This is a genomic window from Prevotella amnii CRIS 21A-A (assembly GCF_000177355.1).
GTDB classification, from domain to species: Bacteria; Bacteroidota; Bacteroidia; order Bacteroidales; family Bacteroidaceae; genus Prevotella; species Prevotella amnii.
In genome coordinates, this window is sequence record NZ_ADFQ01000016.1 from 84,030 (window position 1) to 108,285 (window position 24,256).

The 24,256-nt window shown below is 34.3% G+C and carries 15 protein-coding genes; 7 read left to right on the plus strand and 8 right to left on the minus strand.

Going from position 1 to position 24,256, the window contains the following annotated elements; genetic code table 11:
- Window positions 1-15 precede the first annotated feature (15 nt).
- From HMPREF9018_RS02010 to HMPREF9018_RS02035, 6 genes are all read left to right on the plus strand, one after another.
- Complete coding sequence (locus tag HMPREF9018_RS02010; protein ID WP_008447299.1) at window positions 16-990, plus strand: phosphatase PAP2 family protein; 975 nt, start codon at window positions 16-18, stop codon at window positions 988-990.
- Between the two features lie 159 nt (window positions 991-1,149).
- Window positions 1,150-3,621, plus strand: coding sequence for an outer membrane beta-barrel protein (locus HMPREF9018_RS02015; RefSeq protein WP_008447260.1), 2,472 nt, complete (start codon window positions 1,150-1,152; stop codon window positions 3,619-3,621).
- 136 nt (window positions 3,622-3,757) lie between these two features.
- Window positions 3,758-5,269 (plus strand): RNA polymerase factor sigma-54, encoded by a 1,512-nt coding sequence (gene rpoN, locus HMPREF9018_RS02020; RefSeq protein WP_008447283.1) that lies wholly within the window; start codon window positions 3,758-3,760, stop codon window positions 5,267-5,269.
- Window positions 5,269-5,886 (plus strand): membrane protein, encoded by a 618-nt coding sequence (locus HMPREF9018_RS02025; protein ID WP_008447326.1) that lies wholly within the window; start codon window positions 5,269-5,271, stop codon window positions 5,884-5,886. The genes rpoN and HMPREF9018_RS02025 overlap by 1 nt, the downstream gene beginning before the upstream one ends.
- A 40-nt stretch (window positions 5,887-5,926) precedes the next feature.
- Window positions 5,927-6,433 carry a 5-(carboxyamino)imidazole ribonucleotide mutase gene (purE, locus tag HMPREF9018_RS02030; protein WP_008447374.1) on the plus strand — a complete coding sequence of 169 codons (507 nt, stop codon included), beginning with the start codon at window positions 5,927-5,929 and terminating at the stop codon, window positions 6,431-6,433.
- Window positions 6,433-8,337, plus strand: a complete 1,905-nt coding sequence (locus tag HMPREF9018_RS02035) for a 4-hydroxy-3-methylbut-2-en-1-yl diphosphate synthase (protein WP_039864048.1) — start codon at window positions 6,433-6,435, stop codon at window positions 8,335-8,337. Before purE ends, HMPREF9018_RS02035 begins: the two co-directional genes overlap by 1 nt.
- Window positions 8,338-8,586: 249 nt before the next feature.
- Here the strand turns inward: HMPREF9018_RS02035 and HMPREF9018_RS02040 are convergent, their stop codons facing one another.
- Entirely contained in the window at window positions 8,587-10,299 is a 1,713-nt protein-coding gene (locus tag HMPREF9018_RS02040) for a Na/Pi cotransporter family protein (RefSeq protein ID WP_008447237.1), read from the minus strand.
- Window positions 10,300-10,461: 162 nt separating this feature from the next.
- Here HMPREF9018_RS02040 and HMPREF9018_RS02045 point away from each other — a divergent pair, with 162 nt between their 5' ends.
- Complete coding sequence (locus HMPREF9018_RS02045) at window positions 10,462-12,123, plus strand: nucleoside kinase (protein WP_008447344.1); 1,662 nt, start codon at window positions 10,462-10,464, stop codon at window positions 12,121-12,123.
- Window positions 12,124-12,229: 106 nt separating this feature from the next.
- On the opposite strand, the gene HMPREF9018_RS02050 is transcribed toward HMPREF9018_RS02045, so the two are convergent.
- From HMPREF9018_RS02050 to HMPREF9018_RS02080, 7 genes are all read right to left on the minus strand, one after another.
- Window positions 12,230-13,576: a DegT/DnrJ/EryC1/StrS family aminotransferase gene (locus tag HMPREF9018_RS02050; protein ID WP_008447194.1), complete on the minus strand. Its 1,347-nt coding sequence runs from the start codon at window positions 13,574-13,576 to the stop codon at window positions 12,230-12,232.
- A gap of 241 nt (window positions 13,577-13,817) precedes the next feature.
- Window positions 13,818-15,938: a S46 family peptidase gene (locus tag HMPREF9018_RS02055; protein ID WP_008447259.1), complete on the minus strand. Its 2,121-nt coding sequence runs from the start codon at window positions 15,936-15,938 to the stop codon at window positions 13,818-13,820.
- A 25-nt stretch (window positions 15,939-15,963) separates the two neighbouring features.
- Window positions 15,964-17,424, minus strand: coding sequence for an oligosaccharide flippase family protein (locus HMPREF9018_RS02060; protein WP_008447303.1), 1,461 nt, complete (start codon window positions 17,422-17,424; stop codon window positions 15,964-15,966).
- A 39-nt stretch (window positions 17,425-17,463) separates the two neighbouring features.
- Window positions 17,464-18,690 carry a nucleoside recognition domain-containing protein gene (locus HMPREF9018_RS02065; RefSeq protein WP_008447366.1) on the minus strand — a complete coding sequence of 409 codons (1,227 nt, stop codon included), beginning with the start codon at window positions 18,688-18,690 and terminating at the stop codon, window positions 17,464-17,466.
- A 178-nt stretch (window positions 18,691-18,868) separates the two neighbouring features.
- Window positions 18,869-19,333, minus strand: coding sequence for a copper resistance protein NlpE N-terminal domain-containing protein (locus tag HMPREF9018_RS02070; RefSeq protein WP_008447187.1), 465 nt, complete (start codon window positions 19,331-19,333; stop codon window positions 18,869-18,871).
- Between the two features lie 187 nt (window positions 19,334-19,520).
- Window positions 19,521-21,776 carry a polyribonucleotide nucleotidyltransferase gene (locus HMPREF9018_RS02075; RefSeq protein ID WP_008447371.1) on the minus strand — a complete coding sequence of 752 codons (2,256 nt, stop codon included), beginning with the start codon at window positions 21,774-21,776 and terminating at the stop codon, window positions 19,521-19,523.
- 464 nt (window positions 21,777-22,240) lie between these two features.
- Complete coding sequence (locus HMPREF9018_RS02080; protein WP_008447403.1) at window positions 22,241-24,232, minus strand: glucosamine-6-phosphate deaminase; 1,992 nt, start codon at window positions 24,230-24,232, stop codon at window positions 22,241-22,243.
- Between the last annotated feature and the right edge of the window lie 24 nt (window positions 24,233-24,256).

Below are 24,256 nucleotides of genomic sequence, written 5' to 3' on the forward strand. Positions count from 1 at the left end.
AAGTACTTTTTTTCTATGCACAAATTCATAAGATCTTTATTTAGAATAGAAAAGAAACCTCTTAAGGGTATAATGGCTTTAGAATGGGTTGTTATGGCTTACCTTATATTGACCCTTATGATGGTTTTATTTATGTATACTACAGTAGCTAATCCTAATGAAATGATCTTCGGGCGTTTGCGTATAATAGTTATTACATTAGCCCTATGGATAGTGTATTGTGTATATCCTTGTAAGTTAATACGATTTATTCGTCCTGTAATACAATTAGAATTGTTGGTATGGTGGTATCCTGATACTTATGAGCTTAATAGATGTTTTCCTAATATGGACCATGTTTTTGCAAGTATAGAACAGTCTATATTTGGTTGTCAGCCTGCCCTTTTGTTTTCTAAATGGTTGTCGGGTGCTGTGTTTAGTGAGCTTTTTGATATGGGTTATGCAGCTTATTATCCTATGATAGCATTAACAGCATTATATTATTTTGGGTGGCATTATAAAGAGTTTGAGCGTTGTGTTTTTATTATTCTTGCTTCTTTTTTTACCTATTATGTTATATTTATCTTTGTGCCGGTAGTAGGTCCTACGTTTTATTATAAAGCTGTAGGTGTTAAAAATATTATGGCAGGTGTGTTTCCTAATGTACACGATTACTTTAATCATAACCAGTCGTGCTTGCCAAGTCCGGGTTATGTTAATGGATTTTTTTACAATTTAGTAGAAGATGCCAAAGCTGCAGGTGAGCGTCCTACAGCAGCTTTTCCAAGTTCGCATGTAGGAATATCTACCATTTGCATGCTTTTGCTTTGGCACGTACGTAGCAAACGTTTGTTGATATTTATGGCTCCATTTTATTTTTTTCTATGTTGTGCTACAGTGTATATTCAGGCTCATTATCTTATTGATGTTTTCGCAGGTTTTATTTCAGCATTAATATTTTATTTTTTCTTTCTTTGGATATCAAGAGATATTATAATAAGAGGAAGATAAAAAAGAGATATTTTTTTAGTATATAATAGGATAAATATAAAAAAAACATTGTTATTAATGTAGTTTTTATTGTTTTATATTAGTCTAATATATAAAGTTTAATATAAAAAAAGTAATAGTATATAACAGAGAAAAGTAAATAAAAAAAACATTAATGGTATGAAGAGAACTTTATTTTTAGTGGTGTTAATAATATTAACAATATCTATTAAGGCACAAACTACTATAGTTTATGGCGAAATGGTAGATTCTGTTAGTCGTCAGGGTGAGCCTAATGCCAGTATTAGGGTGTTTAAAGAAGGTAAAATGGACAAACCAGTAGCTATGAGTGTAACAGACGTTAATGGTAAGTTTAGGCAGTCTATAAAGGGTATAGGTGGTTATATTATCTGTTTTTCATCTACAGGTAGAAAAGAAATAAGGAGAAAAGTTATATTAAAAAAGGAAGGAGGCGAGATAAATATAGGGACTCTTTTAGTACATGATGATACAAAACAGCTAAAAGGAGTAGATGTAGTAGCACAAAAACCGCTTATTAAGATGGAGACAGATAAGATGACTTACGACGTGCAAGCAGATAACGATTCTAAGAGTAACACAGTGCTTGATATGCTTCGTAAAGTACCTATGGTAGTAGTAGATGGTCAAGATAATATAATGGTAAATGGTTCTGGCTCGTTTAAGGTATATGTAGATGGTAAACCTAACATAATGTTTTCAAGTAATCCATCACAGATATTTAAGTCAATGCCTGCATCAGCTGTTAAGAAAATAGAGGTTATTACTAATCCTGGAGCTAAATATGATGCAGAGGGAACAGTAGGTGTACTTAATCTTATTATGAGTGATATTGATGGAAAAAAGCAAAAAACGAATGGATATAATGGTAATATTTTAGGTCAAGTAAATAGTTTGATGTTTATGGGAGCAGCTTTTTTAAGTGGACAGCAAGGCAAATTTACTTATAATACTAATATATCATATTTACAGAGTTTTCCAGCAGATGGTAATATAACAACAAATCGTATAAATAAGACTGATGGCAGTAAGATGTTTTATGATCAGAGTGGAAAGATGATGCGTGGGTATTCTATAGGAAATGTTAATCTTGGTTATGATATTGACTCATTAAGTAACATTGGTTTAACATTAAGTATTTTTAGACTTAATGACGAACGTTATGGTCCGGAACGTACAATGTTAAGTGGAGGCAGTTATGGAAAAGGGTTTGAATATTCAGCTGATATTGATGCAAAATCAACATTAAACACAATAAATACGAGTATAGATTATCAGCGTTTCTTTAATAAAGAGCGTACAAAGAGTATTACTTTGAGTTATCTTTTCAATTATACACCTTCTAAAAACGAAATGCGACGTTTATATAAATCTCCCTCTACACCAATACCTTTTACTTTAAAAGACCTATATTCTCTTAGTGCACCTTATGATGCAGAGCATACAATGCAGTTAGATTATACTATGCCTATAGGAAAAACACAAACATTAAGCACAGGGCTGAAATATATTAATAGAACAAATGATTCTGATTCAAAGTACTATGACATTATTTCAGGAAAAGATACTTATAATGAGGATAATAGTACAAATTATAAAAACAAGCAGGATATTATGGCTGGCTATGCAGAGTATTCTGGTTCTTTTGGTAAATTTGGTTCTAAAGTAGGTGTACGTTATGAGCATACATGGGAGAATGTAAAATTTTTAAAAGGACATGGTGAGGACTTTAAAAAGAGTTATAGTAATATAGTTCCATCTATGAGTATTACTTATAATATAAAGGCAGCTACAAATATAGGTTTAAATTATAATATGCGCATAGCAAGACCTATGATATCTTCTTTAAACCCATATATTGATAGAACAAACCCACGTACTTTATCGTATGGTAATCCTAACTTAGATGTAGAGAAAACACATTCTATAGGTATTGTTTTCAATTCGTTTACACCAAAATTTATGCTTAATATGACTCTATCAGGTGTAATTTCTAATAATGAGATACAACAATATAATTATATAAAAGATAATATACTTCATTCTACTTATGGTAACATAGTATGTAAGAAAGGATTGAGTATGAATTCGTTTATTAATTATTCATTGTCTACAAAGACACGTGTTTTTATGATTCCAGAGGTATCTTATTATGACTTTAGGTCGAATGTATTATCCGAGCATAATTATGGTTGGGGTGGTAAGCTATTTATGGGTGTACAACAGACCTTGCCTTGGAAGATAGAGAGTAGCTTGTTTGGAGGTGCTAATTTTAAAAGTTATTCATTGGAAGGTGATAATGGGGCATTTAGTATGATAGCTATGAGCTTAACAAAGAATTTATTTAAAGACAGATTGAACATTACGCTTAGCTATTTTACACCTCTTACAGGCCGTTTACACTATAAAGTAAATACCTATAATAATAGTTTCTCACAAAAAATGATTACAAATATATCTATACAAAATGTAGGATTAACAATAAAATGGAATTTTGGTAATACTAAACGACAATTTATAGATCACAAAAGTAAAATAAATAATGATTATAATAAAGAAATTAACAGATCAGAAGCACCTGGCATGGGTATCGGAAATAAAGTAGGAATGTAATTGTAATATAGTTTATAAAACTGTGGATCTATATATTTTGAAGACAGAGTAATAGCTCTGTCTTCTTTTATTTATTATTTGGCAATTATTAATAAAAGGCGTAACTTTGCCTATAAATAACTCATTAAGGTAAAGTATGGCTCAAGAACAAGTACAGATACAGGTACAGAAACAGTTACAAGTGCAACGATTATCACAACAACAGATGCTACAAGTGAAGTTGTTGGAGATGCCACTTACAGAGCTTGAGCAAAGTGTGAATGCTGAGTTAGATGATAATCCTGCTTTAGAATCGGGCAATTCTGAAATAGATTTTAATGATACTACTGAGCGTTTGGATAATTCTGTTGACGATTTTGATATTCAAAATGAGCGAGAAGAACGACAAGAAGCTCTTGATACAGCTCTTGAGCGAATGCAATCAGATGATGACCTTCCTATATATGATGGAAGTGTACAACGTGATAATGCCGATTATGAAGAGATAGTTTATGGCGATACTATTTCGTTTATTGATAAGCTGAAAGAGCAATTAGGTGAGCGAGAGTTAGGCGATGAACAACGTGAGGTAGTGGAATATCTTATAGGTAGTTTAGATGATGACGGATTATTGCGTAAGAGTCTTGATACTATTAGCGATGAATTAGCTATCTATCAAGGTATAGATATTACAGTGCCAAAGATAGAAGAATGTCTTAAAATAATACAAGATTTTGATCCTGCAGGTATTGGTGCACGTTCATTACAAGAATGTTTGTTATTACAGATAGACAGAAAGGTAGAGAATGGTGAGTGGAAAAAGGATAGTAAGCTTTATCAAAACATTAGAAAAATTATATCCAATTACTTTACAGCCTTTACAAAAAAACATTGGAACAAGATAAAAACAGCATTAACACTTAACGATTTGCAGATAGATACAATTCAGAAAGAAATTAGAAAACTTAACCCAAAACCAGGTGCTTCTATGGGAGAAACAATGGGTAGAAACGTGCAGCAGATCACTCCAGACTTTATTATAGATACAGAAGATGATGGAAAGGTTACTTTTTCGCTTAATCATGGAAATATACCCGAATTGTATGTATCTCCTGCTTTTAATGACATGGTAGCAGCTTATAAAGAGAATAAGGCAAGTATGACTCGCCAACAGAAAGAGGCATTACTCTATGCACGAGAGAAAGTAGAGAAAGCACAAGGATATATAGAAGCTATAAAACAGCGCCGTCATACTTTAATGGTAACCATGAGGGCTATTATAGATATACAGCAAAAGTTTTTTCAAGATGGAGATGAAGCAGAGTTAAAACCTATGATACTAAAAGACGTAGCAGACCGTACAGGATTAGATATAAGTACGATATCTCGTGTTAGTAATATAAAGTATGCTCAAACAAGGTGGGGAACTTTTCCTTTAAGATTTTTTTTCACGGATAGTTATACTACTGAAAGAGGAGAAGAAATGTCTACACGTAAGATAAAGCTATTTCTTAAAGAAATAATAGAAAAGGAAAATAAGACAAAACCTCTTAGTGATGATAATCTTGCTAAAGTATTAAAAGATAAAGGTTATCCTATAGCTCGCCGAACAGTGGCAAAATATCGTGAGCAATTAGGACTTCCTGTAGCACGTTTACGTAGAGAATGATGAATAACAAAACTATTATTTTAACAGCAAGAATAATAAGTATGATCTTGACACCATTTTATCTTTCAGTGGTAGGAGTTCTTGCTATATTTATTTTTAGCTATCTAAATATGTTTCCATGGCAAGCTAAACTATCGCTTGTTTTGTTAACGTATGCATTTACAGTTCTTATACCATCTATTCTTATACATTTTTATAGACAGTATCATGGCTGGACTTTATTTCAGTTGGGGCATCGTGAAAGGCGTATGATTCCTTATGTTATATCCATTATGAGTTATTTTGTTTGTTTGTATATAATGGATTGGCTTCACCTTCCTCATCTTATCGTGTCTATTCCTGAAGCAGCATTAGTAATACAAATATTATGTGCTATTATTAATGTATGGTGGAAAATATCTACACATACAGCAGCTATAGGAGGAGTAACAGGGGCTTTAATAGGATTTTCTTTTTTATTCAATTTTAATCCAGTATGGTGGTTATGCCTTGTTATTATACTTTCAGGATTAGTAGGATCAAGTCGTATAATACTTAGACAGCATACTATAGAACAAGTATCAATAGGTTATTTTATTGGTCTTGTAAGTTCTTATTTTGTAATAATCTTTTTTTAAAATAGGTTACAATATAAATACCAATTAATAGAAACATAAAATGAAACCAATTATTAGTATTATCATGGGATCAACAAGCGATTTACCTGTAATGGAAAAAGCTTGTAAGTGGTTAGAACAGCAAGAAATACCTTTTGAGGTAAATGCTCTTTCAGCTCATCGTACACCTGCAGCTGTTGAGAATTTTGCTAAAAGAGCTAAGGAGCGTGGTATAAAGGTTATTATAGCAGCAGCAGGTATGGCAGCAGCTTTGCCAGGTGTTATAGCTGCTTCTACTACTTTACCCGTTATAGGGGTACCTATTAAAGGAATGTTAGATGGATTAGATGCCATGCTTTCTATTATACAGATGCCTCCAGGTATTCCTGTAGCTACAGTTGGGATAAATGGAGCTCAAAACGCAGCAATACTTGCAGCAGAAATGATTGCTTTGGGAAATGAAGAAATAGCTCGAAAGTTAGAATTATGGAAACTTTCGTTAGGTGAAAAAATAGAGAAAGCCAATAAAGAACTGGCAGAGATTCAGGATTATAAATTTAAATGTTAATGATAGATTTATTTAATTACGAACGAAGAAAATCAACTGTAACTCATGTAGGTAATCTTAATATAGGTGGTGATAACCCTGTACGAATACAGTCGATGACAACCACTTCTACAGATGATACTATTGCAAGTGTAGAACAATGTAAACGTATTATAAAGGCTGGTGGCGAACTTGTGCGTCTTACAACACAAGGAAAGCGCGAAGCTGAAAATCTTAAAAACATTAATGAAACACTTCGAGCTGAAGGGTTTGATACTCCTCTTTGTGCCGATGTACATTTTAATGCAAATGTAGCTGATGTTGCTGCTATAACAACGGCAAAAGTACGTATAAATCCAGGTAATTATGTTGACCCTGCACGTACTTTTAAGAAGTTAGAATATACTGATGAAGAATATGCACAAGAGTTGCAGAAGATAGAAGACCGTTTAGTACCTTTTATCAAAATATGTAAAGAGAATAAAACTGCTGTACGTATTGGGGTTAATCATGGAAGCCTATCTGATCGTATTCGTAATCGTTATGGTGATACACCTGCTGGTATAGTGGAGAGCTGTATGGAGTTTTTACGCATCTTTCGTAAATATGATTTTAATGATGTTGTTATATCTATAAAGTCATCAAATACAGTTGTTATGGTGCTTTCTGTACGTTTATTGGTAGCTGAAATGGATAAAGAAAATATGCATTATCCGCTTCATTTGGGAGTTACAGAAGCAGGAGAAGGTGAAGATGGGCGTATAAAGAGTGCTGTTGGCATAGGTGCTTTGCTTGCAGATGGTATAGGTGATACTATTCGTGTATCATTAAGCGAAGAACCAGAAAAGGAAATTCCTGTGGCAAACCATCTATCATGGTATCTTCGTAGGCACGAGAAACATATAATGATACCTGCGGAGGTTAATAAATATTTTGATTATTTAAATCCTACTCGTCGAAAGACAGTTGCAGCAGTCAACGTTGGAGGAGATAATGTTCCTGTTGTAATAGCTACGCGTAGTACTGATAATGCAGTGCAACAAATAAGAATAAATGGTATGCCTATTCCTGACTATATTTATATACAAGGGAAGTTACCAGAAGAGTTAGATGATAAACAGAAATACATCATAGATTATAATGTATATATAGATCTTGTTAATTCAGGTAAGATGCCTAATAGTAATATATATCCAATTTTTCCTGTGATGGGGCAAGTATTTATTGGTTTGATACAAGCACCAATTAAGTTTTTGGTATTAAAATATGGTACTCCTACAGATGAGTTTTTTGCTTGCTTGCGTTATCATCCAGAAGTAGTTGTAGTTTGTATGACAACTCATCAAAATAGGTTAGGTGATCAGCGTGCTTTTGCTCATCAGCTTATGAATGAAGGTTTAACTAATCCTATAATATTTTCACAGATGTATGAGCATTTTATTAATGAGAAATGTTGTGAAGGGATATCTGCAAAAGAGAAATTTCAGATTGAAGCTGCCGCAGATATGGGCGCATTGATGATAGATGGATTGGTAGATGGAGTTTGGTTGATGAATAAAGGTGATATACCTCAAGATGATGTAGAGCAAACAGCTTTTAGTATTTTGCAAGCAGGTAGACTTCGTATGGTTAAAACAGAATATATATCTTGTCCAGGTTGTGGAAGAACTTTGTATGATCTGCGTACTACAATAGCAAGGATTAAGGAGGCTACTAAGGGTATGAAAGGGTTGAAGATAGGTATAATGGGTTGTATTGTGAATGGTCCAGGCGAAATGGCAGATGCTGATTATGGTTATGTTGGGGCAGGTCCAAATAAGGTTAGTCTTTATAGAAAACAGGAGTGTGTAGAGAGAAATATTCCTGAAGATGAGGCTGTAGAGCGTTTATTGAATTTGATAAATCAAGATCAAGTAAGTAGATAATAGTAAAAGTTTTATATGGTTTCTTGTTTATTTGATATTTTATTTTATCATAATCATGGTTAAGTCTCTATTTTTTTATATAAGTTAATTAGGGGTAACATTATTCTTATTATAACTATGTGTATGGTAATACATCTATTACTTTATTAAGAATGGGATAATATTAGACAAAAGATATTTATTTATAATAATGTAAGTGTCTAATATTTTCCCATTTGTTATGCTAAAATATTACAGTCAAATAAAGTTTTATAATTCTTGTTTGACATGCATACGAGCTTCTACAACATTTATAATATAGTCGCCAAGCTTTTCACATTCTTGTATTAAGTCCATATACATAGTTCCAATAACGTAAGTATATTTGCGAGTATTTATATCATTAATGTTTTGATCACGTAACTGATTGCGAAATTTGTTTATTTCGTTTTCTATAGTAAAAGAACGATTTAGATAGTCATTATTACGCTTAATAAGCACTTTATCCATTTGTGAAAGAGCTTCATCGGTAAGTTTAAACATTTGCTCTATATTATTGTATTGATCTTCTGTAAAGTGTTCATTTTTATAGCCACGCTTACGCTTGATAGTGCGTGCTAAGTTATAACAAGAATCGCCAATACTTTCTATTTCGCTTATTTCACGTAGCATATCGCGTACTTTTTCTTTAGTATCATCACTAAGATGTGAATCACTTACTTGGTCTAAGTATTTTGCAATTTCCACTTCCATGTTATCTGAAATGCTTTCATACTTTTCTATTCTATTAAATAATTTTGTAAAAGGTTCTTCTTCACGTGTATTAATAAGTTCACGTACCATACAAAACATACGATGAATGCGTTCAGAAAATGATTGTATTTCTTTTGAAGCTTCTAATACTGATAGTTCAGGAGTCTTCATAATGCCAACTTGTATGAAACGTAAACGAAACTCATCATCTTCTTTATTTGTTTTATTTTTAACAAGCATACATACTATTTTTTCAAACTGTGGTATAAACCAAATAAGAATAGATGTATTACAAATATTAAAACAGGTATGAAACATTGCCAAAGCTATAGGTAATAGTTTTGCTATTTGTTCTTGGGTAAGATTTTTTGCATGAGTATCATAACCAACGAGGTTGCATACAAAATCTACAAAAGGATAAAAAATGCACATTATCCATATAACCCCTATTAAATTGAACATAAAGTGAGCAAAGGCAGCTCTGCGTGCTTGTGTATTAGCAGCAAGGGCAGCTAGATTAGCTGTTATAGTGGTACCAATATTTTCACCCATCACTAAAGCTACACCAAAGTAAATAGGTAGTACACCTGTAGAGCATAATAGTAGAGTAATAGCCATTACAGCAGCAGAACTATGTATCATACAAGTGATTAGCGAACCTATAAGGAGAAACATTACAATGTTAAAGTGATTTGTAGGATCGAATGAAGAAAAGAAATGTACGGCTGCAGGATTGTGTGATAAATCTAATTCGTTACCTGCCTGACTTAATAGAACTACTGCAAAAAACAAAAAAGCTAAACCGAAAAGTAAATCTCCTATATATCGACGTTTTTTGTTATAAATAAGGATAATACCAATGAAAAAAGCTACGAAAACAGCTATTTCTAAATTTATTTTAAACCCAACAGACATAATCCATGCCGTAAGTGTTGTGCCTATATTGGCTCCCATAATGACAGAAATAGACTGTGATAGAGTGAGTAGCCCTGCATTAACAAAACTTACCGTCATTACAGTTGTGGCTGTAGATGATTGTACTGCCGCTGTAACAAATGTACCTGTAAGCATACCTGTAAATCGATTGGTAGTCATTGCCCCAAGAATGTGGCGTAGTTGTGAACCTGCAAGCTTTTGTAAAGCTTCACTCATTACTTTCATACCATATATTAGTAGTGCTAATGCACCAAGCAGCTTTATGGTAATAATTATGTAGTCATTTGTGTTCATGTAACAACAATGATATGTATATAATTCATTTTTGTATCTGCAAATTTACAAAAACATATTACTTTTAGCAAAATATATATATATCTTTTATGTTATTTGATAGATAATATCAATAAAAAGCCTAACTTTACATGGTCAATACAAAACTAAATATTATAAGTTATGGAACAGAAAATAAAAATACGGTGTAAAAATAACAATAAAATTATTTTAGCAAAAAGAGGTAGTACTTTGGAAGACATATATTCTTTGACAGGTTTGAATATTCCTTATGGTCCTGTAAGTGCTCGTGTTAACAATAAGGTAGAAGGGCTTCATTTCTGTGTTTACCAAAATAAAGATGTAGAATATTTAGGTCTTAATACTCCATCTGGTATACGTACTTATACACGCTCTCTATTTATGGTACTTTGTAAAGCTGTTCACGATTTATATCCAGGAAGTGAAGTGATTATAGATATTCCTATATCAAATGGTTATTACTGCAATCTTAGCTTAGGGCATAAGGTAGAAGAGGAAGATGTTTATAAGATACGTAACCGTATGAGTCAGATAATAGAGGCTAATTTACCTATTCAGCGTTTTGAGTCTACTACAGAAGAGGCTATAGATATGTTTGCTAAGTTGGGTGACGAGGCAAAGGTAAAGTTGTTAAAAAGTAGTACTTCTCTTTATTCTGTGTTTTATGTTCTTGATGATTATATCGATTATTATTATGGTTCTATGCTTACTAAAACGAAGGAAATTACCCTCTTTGGATTAGAGCTTTATTATGATGGTGTGTTATTACGTATACCATCTGTAAAAGATCCATCTACATTAGGTGAAATAGTAAAACAAGATAAAATGTTTGAAGTCTTTAAGGAACATCATCGATGGCAGAATATTATAGGTATTAGTACTGTGGGTGATTTTAATGATGCAGTATCAAAAGGGTTAGCTACTGATCTTGTTAATGTTAGTGAAGCATTGCAAGAGAAAAAGATTTCGCATATAGCTGACAGTATTTCTATTAATGATAAGCTCAAAGTAGTACTTATAGCAGGACCTTCTTCAAGTGGGAAGACTACTTTTTGCAAACGTCTTTCTATACAATTATTAGCTTGTGGAATAAAACCTATTCAAATATCTTTAGATGATTATTTTGTTAATCGCATCGATACACCAAAAGATGAAAATGGAGAAGAAGACTATGAAAGTCTTTATTCTCTTAATATTAATCTTATTAATGAGCAGTTTAATGCTCTTTTTAGTGGTGAAGAAGTGGAGTTACCTAAGTATAATTTTCAAACAGGTATTAGCGAAAAAAGCGGAAAACGTATAAAGATGTATGATAATAATATTCTTATAGTAGAAGGTATTCATGCTCTTAACCCAAAGCTTACAGAGAATATACCTTCTGAAAAGAAATTTAAGATTTATGCTTCTGCCCTTACTACTATTCTTTTAGATGATCATAACTATATTCCAACTACTGATAATCGTTTGCTTCGCCGAATAGTACGCGATTATAAGTATCGTGGTTGTTCAGCTAAAGATACTATTCATCGTTGGCCTTCCGTACGAGCTGGTGAGAATAAATGGATATTTCCTTACCAAGAAGAAGCCGATGTAATGTTTAATACAGCAATGCTTTTTGAGTTAGCTGTTATTAAGCAGCAGGCTATAATGATATTAGAGCAGGTACCTGAAAGCTGTGAAGAGTATGCAGAGGCTTATCGTTTGCGTAAGTTTTTAAGTTACTTTTCGCCTCTTTCTAATCGTAATTTGCCTCCTACATCGTTGCTTAGAGAATTTTTAGGAGGTTCTTCTTTTAAGTATTAGACTTATTTCTGTAAGGTGAAAACCTTTTTAAAAATTTTTAAAATTAGGGACTGATACTTTATAAAGAAGTGTCAGTCCTTTTGATTTTTTTTTTGTTTTGAGAAATCTAAATAATAGATTCTTTTATAGATTGCACAATATAATCAACATCTTTATCTGTTACTAATGGCCCACTCGGTAGACATAAGCCACAGCGAAACAATCCAACGCTAATACCATTTTCATAGGAAGGACATGAAGCATAGACAGGTTGTTTATGCATAGGTTTCCAAAGTGGTCGTGCTTCTATATTAGCTTTATCAAGAGCAATACGCATAGCCTCAACATTAGTGTTTGGTTCACAGTCGGTATGCGCAGCTTCAGCCACATGAACCACACCTGCAGCACCGCCTACAGCACTTGTTACTACTGTTTTATAAGCATTTTCTTCTCCTTTTACTTTGAGGTGTTCATCTAAAAGAATAGTATTTAACCAAAAGTTAGAGTCGTATTTTTTACTAATATTATCGTGGAAGGTGATACCATTTAGATTTTTAAAAGCCTCTTTGTATAAATGAGCAATGTGTTTATGATGCGCTATATGCTCATCTAAAACAGTCATCTGTCCACGACCAATGCCTGCACAAATATTACTTAAGCGATAATTATAACCAATGTGTACATGTTGATAATACGGATAAGACTCTCTTGCTTGTGTTGCATAATACATTATTTCTGATTTTGCTTTATCATTAGGACATATCAAGGCACCACCACCAGAGGTAGTTATCATTTTGTTACCATTAAAACTAATTACTCCATATTTGCCAAAAGTGCCACATAACTGCTTATCATAACGTGATCCTAATCCTTCTGCAGCATCTTCTATTACGGGAATATCATATTTTTCAGCTATATCAAGTATTTCTTTAATTTTTGCAGGCATACCATATAGATATACAACGATAATAGCTTTAGGCTTCTTACCTGTTTTTTTTATACGGTCTTTTATAGCGTCTTCTAAAAGGCAAGGATCCATATTCCATGTATCTTTTTCTGAATCGACAAAAACAGGAGTAGCTCCTTGGTAAGTAACAGGATGAGATGATGCACAAAATGTAAAACTCTGACATATAACCTCATCGCCAGCCTTTACACCAAGTGCTATTAAAGCTAAATGTATAGCAGAAGTTCCTGAAGCTAAAGCAACAATTTCTTTTTCTTGTAAATAATCAAATTGGTCTTGCCATAAATTATCTGGATTATTTTCATGTGCTAAAATACTTTTAGGATAACCATCTTCTATAAAAGTTTTTGTATTTGGTTTTGATGCAAAAAAAGATTTTAGTTCAGCCTCAAATTTATTAACATTAGGTCCTAAAGGCACAACCCAGTTTTGCTCAAATGCTTCTTGAATATATTTTTGTTCATTACCAGACATATGTGCTAAGCACAATAAAATTCGTTTATCCATACAGTCATATAGTTTTTTATATTCACAAAGGTAAAAATTATAATTAAGAAAAAGAAGTTTTGAGAATTGATAATTAATAATAAAACAACCCTTATATGTTTTGTTACATATAAGGGTTGTTTTATTATATGAAAGATAGCTGTTACTATATAATGCTTACGTTTTGCAGAATTGCATAATTAATAATATAGTTAGCTTCTTTTTTATGTATAAAGATGATGTATTTGTTAGATATATAGTTTTATTGTGCATTTATTTCTTTGAGTAATCTGTCAGCATGTCCCCATTTGTCCATTAAATAGAGTACATAGCGTATATCAACACCTATGCAACGTGCAAGATTACGATCAAAGTTGATGTCGCTAGAAAGGCTATCCCAGTTGCCATCGAATGCCAAACCGATCACCTCACCTTTACCATTAAAGATAGCAGAACCAGAGTTTCCACCAGTAATATCGTTATTGGTAAGGAAGCAAAGCTGCATTTTTCCTGTAGTTTTATCAGCATATTTACCGAAGTCTTTCCTACTCATAAGATCCATCATAATAGGTTCCGTCTTGTACTCCTCTACCTTATCGCCACGCTTCATCTTCTCAACAATGCTCTCTGCAGTGGTGTAATAGTTGCTATCCCAACTACCTAACTGGTAGCCACCTACCTGACCATAAGACAAACGCATAGTAAAGTTAGCATCGCTATAGTGTGGCATATCCATTTCCATTTCTACCTTTGCTTGGCAAAGTTTCTTTTCTTGAAGTGCGATAGCTTCTTTATCGCTTCCCACTTGGATATTAATCTTACGGAACATATCAAACAGTTGTTTTCCTACAATATATCCAGGGTCTTTCTTTAACATCTTGCTGTTAGGATAAAACTTAGTACCCTCTATCATTAACCTTGATTTTTTATATAACCATTCGGTGTATTTCTTGTAGTCGTCGCCAAATTTTATCTTTATATCTTTTAAGAATTTTGGTTGATATTCGCCAGGTACTTGGTCTGCATAATTCTTCAGCATTGCAGCTGTCATCTCTTTATCGAGATTTATATTCCATTCTTTGGAATTATCATTAAAGAAATAATAAAAGTCTTTTGTTCCCTTTGTACCAATATGTTTCATACCTTTTTCACGGTAGATATTAGTAGCACGTGTAAAAAACTCAGATGTTCTCCAAAACGATTCTAACCAGTATATATAAGCCTTAGCAGGTGCAGCTACCTTAGTGTAAAGCTGTGATAGCTTAGCAAAATCGACATTGGTAGCTTCATCTTGTGTTTTTTTATCTTTTAACCACTTTTGTATTTTCTCTTCATATTGTAGTTTTTGGCGAATAAGACCTATGGAATCTATACACTTATTCATACCCATAGAGTTTTTCCAGTAGTTAGCTGAACCAACATATTTATCTTCGTATTGAATGCGTGTGTTTTCATCAGCGTCCATATACTTTTTCATTATAGCCAACTTAATATTACGAGAGTAAATGCGAGCAGCATTTTCTATATCTCTGCGTTGCTGTATACCATACGAAGATAGGTATCTATTAGTAGAGCCAGGGTAACCTACTGTCATAGCAAAAGACTTGTCTTGGTATCCTTGCATACTAACAGGTGCCCAGCTTGAAGGGTGATAAGGCACATTATCCTTTGAATATTTAGCAGGACCATTAGTCTTAGGGTCGGCATAGATGCGGAATACTGAGAAATCACAAGTTTGTCGAGGCCACATCCAGTTGTCTGTTTCGCCGCCAAATTTACCCATACTCTTTGGTACAGTAAATACTAAACGTAGGTCGTTAAACACCTGATATGTGGTAGCAAAAAACTTATTTCCTTCATAAAAAGGATCTATTTCAACATGTAGGCTTTTATCTATTTTTTTTACAGAGTCGGTCATTACATTTGTAAGAGAATCTATAATAGCGTCTAACTTTTTAATGTTTTTGCCAGAGATTAAGCTGTTTACCTTACTTGTAATATCTTCTTGATTTTTCATAAAAGATACAAACATATTTTCATTAGGCAGCTCTTCACTAAAATCTTTAGCATAAAAACCATCTATCATATAATCGTGTTCTACTGTAGAGTGTGCGTTTATAGCACTAAAACCACAGTGATGATTAGTAAGTACCAGTCCATCTGGAGAAACAACTACGCCAGAGCAGAATCCAGAGAAATTGACTACATTGTTACTAATGGCGTTAGGTGCACCATATATCATGTTCTGTGGTAATGTAAAGCCTTCGCTTTGCATAGCCTGGAAAACTGGTTGAGGCAGGTTGTAGAGTGTCCACATACCTTCATCAGCATGTACACTGCCTAAAGATAACAATCCTGCAACGAGTAAGAATAATTTTTTCATATACACTTTAATTAATTTTATTGATTTAAAAAAGGTGGAATTTATGTTTAATTTTTTGTATAGCTCCTTTAGGCATATCATGGTAAATGATATGTGCTATAAACAATAATATTATTATTGTATTAGCTATAAAGGCAAAAGGTGCTGATAAAAACTCATTAGAATAGGTTATTCCTGTAAAGAAAATTAACGCAATTACAAAATAAGTAAAAATACTTTTTAGAGGATAGTTTATGGGATAATATTTCTGTCCTGATATATATGATAAGATCATAGCAACGGCGTTACCAGTAAGTCCTGCCCATGCGCATGCCATATATCCATATTTAGGTACAAAAATAATGTTTATGCTAATAATAACGATACACCCTATACCAGAAAGGTATACCCCCCAAATAGTTTTATCTATAAGTTTATACCAAAAACTAAGATTAAAGAAAGCTCCCGTCATAATACTTCCCATCATTACAATAGGTACAACCTTTAATCCTTCACGATAGTCTTTAGCAATAAGATGCTGTAAAATATTCATGTATCCCATTACTACCAAGAAAGCTAAGAGGGTAAATATGATATAATATTTCATAGCTTGTCCATAGGTTTGTTTGCTATCCTTGTCTTTAGCTTTACCAAAGACAAATGGTTCGTAAGCATATCTGAAAGCCTGCATTATCATAGACATGATCATTGCTATCTTTACAGAAGCTCCAAAAATACCTAATTGCTTATGTGCATCAGCAGCATGATATAATTTAGGGAAAAGTATTGGTCCTGCATTCTGATTCATCATACCCGCAATACCTAAGACAAGTATAGGCCATGAATAGCTCAACATCTTTTTGACGAGCTTTATATCTAATAGTTTAACTCCTGAGAAGAATCCTTCTTTAAGCTCTTTCCAAAAGAAAAGCGTTATTGATGCAGTGCAAAACAAATTGATATAGAAAGCATATCCTACATCGTGCCCGCCAAGGAAAAGATAATAAGTTAGGTTTAAAACTATGTTAAGTGCTATAAAAAGGAGTTTTAGTCCGGCAAACTTTAATGGTCTTTTCTTATATCTTAGGTAAGCAAAAGGAATACATTGAAAAGCATCTATGGCTACAGTAACAAACATAACCCATACAAACGAGGGGTGTTCTGCGTACCCCATAAAGTGAGATATAGGACTAAGAAAAGCAAATATAATAATAATAAAAAGTAAAGATGATATTCCTACCATTGATAATGTGGTAGCGTATATCTGTTTAGAATTTTCGTCAGTCTTATTAGCATAACGAAAGAAGGTAGTTTCCATACCATATGTAAGTATTACTAATAGTACGCTTGTGTAGGCATATATATTAGTAATAACACCATATCCTCCGCTTTCAGCACTAATCTTAGCAGTGTAAAGAGGCACTAAAAGATAATTAAGAAATCGTCCAACGATACTACTAACACCATAAATTGCCGTATCTTTTGCTAATGATTTTAAGTTTGCCATTGTTTTGTACTTATTATATAATTATAAAAAACGTCTATTTTAAAAGAAGAGGTAGCATACGATAATTGCAGCGATAACACCCAAAATATCGGCAAGTAAGCCACAAGCAACAGCATGCCGAGTATATTTTATGCTGACACTGCCAAAGTATACAGCTAAGATATAGAAAGTAGTATCTGTAGAACCTTGGAAGACGCATGATAGTCGTCCTATAAAAGAATCAGCCCCATAGGTCTTCATAGCTTCTACCATAAGTCCACGAGCACCACTCCCTGATAGAGGTTTCATAAGTGCTGTTGGTAAAGCTCCTACAAAATCGGTGTTTATACCGCACATTTCTACTATATATTTTACAGCTTTTATAAGTACGTCCATAGCTCCTGATGCACGAAACACACCTACGGCAACAAGTATAGCTATTAGGTAGGGAATTATTCGTACTGCTGTATGAAAACCTTCTTTAGCTCCCTCTATAAAGGCGTCATATACATTAATCTTTTTTATTAGACCTGCTATAATGAAGAGTACTATGACGGACATTAAAATAAGATTAGAAGTTATTGACGTTACAGACGCCATAGTATCTTTATCCATCTTGCCAAAGCCCCAGATAACAAACCCTACAAACCCTATCAAGCATGCTAAGCCAAATAAAAGTGTGGGTTGTAATAAGTTGATACGTTGCCAAAGGGCAGTAAAAATAATACCAGCAACGGTAGCAACAGTAGTAGCTAAAAGGATAGGGATAAACACATCTGTGGGCTGAGATGCTCCATAAGTACTACGAAAAGCAAGTATGGTGGTAGGTATAATGGTAAGCCCAGAGGTGTTTAGCACCAGAAACATTATCATAGAATTGGTGGCAGTGTCTTTCTTTGGGTTAAGTTCTTGCATCTGAGCCATTGCTTTAAGCCCTGTTGGTGTTGCGGCATTATCCAAACCTAACATATTAGAGGCTATATTAAGAAAAATAGAACCCATGACAGGGTGATTCTTTGGAATGTCAGGGAAGAGTTTAGAAAAAAATGGGCTTAGTATTCGTGCCAAGACATTAACGATACCAGCTTGTTCACCTATTTTCATAATACCCAGCCACAAGGCTAAAACGCCTGTTAAACCAAGAGAAATTTCAAAGCCTGTCTTCGAAGAATCGAAAGTAGCACCGACTATTTTCTCAAAGATTGTAGCATCACCAAGTAGAAGAGAGATTATCCCAAAGATAAATGCAATAAGGAAAAATGCTATCCAAATATAGTTAAGAACCATAATGCTATTTTTTGCAACAATAAATAATTGTAGCTAATTATAAAAATCAGCAACAAAAGTACATATTTTTTTATAGTTATTCCACATATAATAAGTGAAAGTAATATAACAATAAAGGCTTACCCGTTAGAGTAAGCCTCATAATTATTAAAAATATTAATAAATAACTATATATTATTTACTTCTTCATTTTTAGATCGTAGCTTAGTCCTTTTGTTGCAACAGCTTCTTCAAAGTCGGCATTTACCATACGAAGTGTAGAATCGTTAGATACTAAGAAATTTACTTTATTACCCTTGCCAAGCTCAAAGGTGTAGTAAGTATTTTCCTTACCATTTACTTTCTTTTTTACAACATCATACTTGCCATGGTAGTTCTGGGTAGACTTAGCTTTGGTATCGCTCTCCATATAACTTTCTGTGGCAGAGAAACCGTTAGTAGAGTCGGTAGCTAAAGATAAATGATATTTAACGCCTGCACAGTCGGCAGCTGGTGTCATACCCTCAAATACTACAGAGTCCGCTGCTGTTAGGGTACTATCTTTTGCTGTAGAATCAGATGATGTAGCATTAGATGTTGTCTTACCATTCTTACAAGCTACCATTGCTGTGCATATAGCCATAATAAATAATACTTTCTTCATAAAACTGTTCTTTAAATTTACATAATATTTTATTCATTAAAAGAGAAATAACCCCCTTTAAACAGGCGCAAATATAAGTAAAAAAAATAATAAACTATTAAGACAGAACAAAAAACAGCCCTTATTGTAGATAATTAACAATAAGGGCTATAATATATATGATTATATATAATCTTAATAGCTTATATTAATCGCTTACAGTATCATGGTTATTTTCACGACGAGGACGACGATCTTCACCCCTATAATCGCCATCACGACGAGGACGACGATCGCCACGAGGACGACGTTGAGGCTCTACATAACCTTCTGGTTTCTCTAAAAGCACTCTATGCGAAAGCTTATATTTACCAGTCTTTTGATCTATCTCTAATAATTTTACCTTTATCTTATCGCCTTCTTTGATTCCAGCTTCTTCCACTGTTTCAAGACGTTTCCAATCTATTTCTGAAATATGTAATAAGCCATCTTTGCCAGGCATGATCTCTACAAAGCAGCCATATGGCATGATAGAGCGAACAATACCTTCATAAACTTCACCTATTTCAGGAACGGCTACAATAGATTTAATCTTGCCTAAGGCAGCATCAATAGACTCTTTGTTTGGTGCTGAAATGGAAATCTTACCCTGATTATCAATCTCTTCTATAGTAATAGTTGCACCTGTATCTTCCTGCATCTGCTGAATAATTTTACCTCCAGGCCCAATAATCGCTCCGATAAACTCTTTAGGGATAAAGAGTTGCTCGATGCGTGGTACTTGTGGTTTCATTTCTGAACGGGGAGCAGGCATCGTTTCCATCATCTTTCCGAGAATATATTCACGACCAGCCTTAGCTTGCATCAATGCCTTTTCTAAAATTTCATACGACAAACCATCACACTTAATATCCATCTGAGTAGCTGTAATACCATCTCTTGTGCCTGTTGTCTTAAAATCCATGTCGCCTAAGTGATCCTCATCACCAAGAATATCGCTTAGAATAGCATACTTATCCTCACCAGGATTTTTAATTAACCCCATAGCTATACCTGATACTGGCTTTTTCATAGGTACACCTGCATCGAATAAAGCCAAAGTGCCTGCACATACAGTAGCCATAGATGAAGAGCCATTAGATTCTAAAATCTGACTTACTAAGCGTACCGTATATGGGAAATCTGTAGGAATCTGGTTTTTCAAAGCACGCCATGCCAAGTGTCCATGACCTATCTCACGCCTACCTACACCACGTTGCGCCTTAGCTTCACCTGTAGAGAAAGGAGGAAAATTGTAATGAAGTAAAAAGCGTTGATAACTCTTTTCTAAAACATTATCTACCATTTTTTCGTCCATTTTAGTACCTAAGGTGCAAGTGGAAAGCGACATTGTTTCGCCACGTTGGAAAATAGCACTACCATGAGGCATAGGCAAAGCATCTACCTCACACCATATATGACGAATCTCATCGGTAGCTCTACCGTCCATACGCTTACCTGTATCAAGCACACTACGACGCATAGTATCACGCTCTACATCAGCATAATAACGTTCTATCATTTCATGCTTTTCGGCTAACTCATCAGCTGTGAGATCTTCATGGGCAGCATCATATTTCTCAATAAAGTCTGCCTTAATCTGGCTATATACCTCTTCGCGATGATGTTTGTCGTCATCACCACTCTGTGCTTGAGCATAGCAAGCATTATATGTCTCTTTGCGAACTTGCTCACGAAGCTCATCGTCGTTTACCTCGTCGCAATATTCACGCTTAACATCAGTGCCACATTCCTTAGACAGCTCTTCCTGAAGCTCACACATAGGCTTAATGGCTTCATGAGCAGCTTTTAATGCCCCAATAAGCTCCTGCTCAGATACCTCGTCCATCTCACCTTCTACCATCATAATATTATCTTTTGTTGCACCTACCATGATATCCATATCGGCTTCTTTCATCTGGTCAAATGTAGGATTGATAATATATTCACCCTTAATACGTGCTACTCGTACTTCGGAAATAGGATATTCAATAGGAATGGTAGAAGCTGCAAGAGCTGCAGAAGCTGCAAAACCAGCTAAAGCATCAGGCTGATCAACACCATCTGCTGATAATAACATTATCTGTACATATACCTCTGTGTGGTAATCGGATGGAAATAGTGGACGAAGAACGCGGTCCACCAAGCGCGAAGTTAAAATTTCATCATCATTAGCCTTACCCTCTCTCTTGGTGAAACCACCAGGAAAACGACCTGCGGCAGAATACTGCTCGCGATAATCTACTTGTAAAGGCATAAAATCAGTACCTGGAACTGCCTCTTTAGCTGCACAAACCGTTGCCAACAATACAGTGTTGCCCATACGCAACATGGCTGCACCGTCGGCTTGTTTTGCAACCTTTCCAGTCTCAATAGAGATGGTTCTACCATCTGCTAATTGAATTGTTTTCGTAATTACGTTCATCTAAATCTTAAAAAAATCTTATCGTTTTGACCAATATCTCTGAAGGGTTATAAGGATAAAGACAATAGGCAGAAATGCCATATAACCCAACCTTACAACTTATCAAGCTATAAAAATTAATCGTGCAAATATACCTATTATATATGTAAATTACAAATTAAAACTAAATTATTTTACCTATAAAACTATATACTACGGCATTTATCATATAAAAAAATAGTTAAAACTTTTTTTTTATAAAGATTATCATATTAAGTAGATACTTTTTATTTAGTAAACGATAATTGTTTTAATAATAAATGATTAATCATTAAAAATAAAAATAAACTATTTTTGCAGTAAAAATAAATTAAAATTACCGCAAAAATAGTTTATTTTTCATTCTAAACACTATCCTTTTTATGGAAAACATATTATGTTTTTATCGGAAAAAGATAGTGTTTTAAGTATCATAAGGATAATTATTATAGTAAATGATATTGCACAAAAGCCTCCATAGCTTCATAACAAGCTAAGCCTAATTTGTCATAAAGCTCAGCTGTGCCACGGTTACGGTCTTCTGCACGCTGCCAAAACAAACGTTCATCATTGCCTAAGAAAGGTGCGCTTTCCATTTGACTTTGATGGCGTAAGATAGAATTTCGTTTAGCACGGAGCTCTTCAGGGCTCATAGGTACACACATCTCAATGTTTTCTATTTCCCATTCTGCCCATGCACCACGATACATCCATACACGACAGTCGTCTAACCATTTAGCATTTGCTTTCTTCTCCTCGTCTAAAGCAGCAAGAACAGCATTAGTACACTTTCTATGAGTGCCGTGAGGATCTGCTAAATCGCCAGCTACATATATCTGATGTGGCTGCACTTCTTGTAATAGTTTCTGTACTATTTTAACATCAGCTTCTTTCATGGGGAGCTTCTCTATCTTACCAGACTCATAGAAAGGTAGGTCTAAAAAATGAACACGACTAAGCGGAATGCCATTATAACTGGACGCCATACGTGCCTCACAACGACGAATTAAGCCCTTAATGGTACGGACATCTACCGAGTCGATATCATTAGGATTCTTGTTTTTTAAAAACTCTTTTATCTCCTTATACTTACCTCTTATTACCTCATCACCAGCATTATTGAATAGCTGATTGAATCCGTTTATAAAGTGCATAAAGCGAGTTACTTCCTCATCACCTACTGCTATGTTACCAGATGTTTCGTAAGCCACATGCACCTCATGCCCCTGTTGTACCAAACGACGAAGTGTTCCACCCATAGAAATAACATCATCATCAGGATGTGGAGAGAATACTATAACACGTTTTGGATAAGGATTGGCACGTTCAGGACGATTACTGTCGTCCGCATTAGGCTTTCCTCCTGGCCAACCTGTGATAGTATGCTGAAGATCATTAAAAATTTTAATATTAGCATTGTAAGCCGAACCATAAAGAGCTAACAGCTCGCTTAGACCATTTTCGTTATAGTCTTTATTAGTGAGTTTTAAAATAGGTTTCTTGGTAATACCGCAAAGCCAAACTAAGGCAGAACGAGTAAGCTTGTCTGTCCACTTACAAGATGTTACAAGCCAAGGATGAACAATACGGGTTAAACGAGCAGCACCAGCTAAATCGGTTACAACACATGCACCCTCGTGGGTTTGAAGGAAAGAAGCTGGTATGCTATCGGTAACAGATCCTTCTACCATCTCTTGGATAATGCCTGCTTTCTCATCACCCCATGCTGCAATGAATACTTTCTTTGCAGATAATATAGTTTTTATTCCAATTGTGATACTACAAGGGGGAACTGACTCTAAGGAGCCGAAACTCATTGTCATTTCTTGACGTGATAAAGCATCAAGCAGTATTAAGCGAGAGGTAGAAGCTAAGCTTGAACCTGGCTCATTACAAGCAATATTACCACTACGGCCTATACCCAAAAGAGCTGCATCTAATCCACCAAATGTTTTTATGCGTTGCTCATACAAGCGACAAGACTCTTGTACTTGTTCTTGAGGAATAGTTCCATCAGGTGTAAAAACATTTTGTAGGTCTATATCTACGTGGTCTATAAACTTTTTGCGTAATTGAGTAATACTCTTATAGTTACTTTTTTCGTTAAGAGGAAAATACTCATAAGCATTAAACACTACCACATTCTTAAAGCTAAGGCCTTCTTCTTTATGTAAACGAATAAGCTCTTCATATACTGGGGTTAGAGATAAACCTGTACCAGCTGCCAACACATAATACTTGCCTTCGCATGCTTTTTTCTTAATCTGGGTAGCAATACTATTAGCTAAAAAGCGTGTACCTTCAGCTATAGATGGATAAATGTCGGTATATATCTTCTCAAAGCGTGTAATTTCAGAACGGTCTACGGCTGTTTTAGGGCGATAGAAGTCTTCTGAAACACTATTTAAAACAATCTCCTCACTTAGATTAAGTCTCATAAATCACTTCCTTTCTTATTGCTT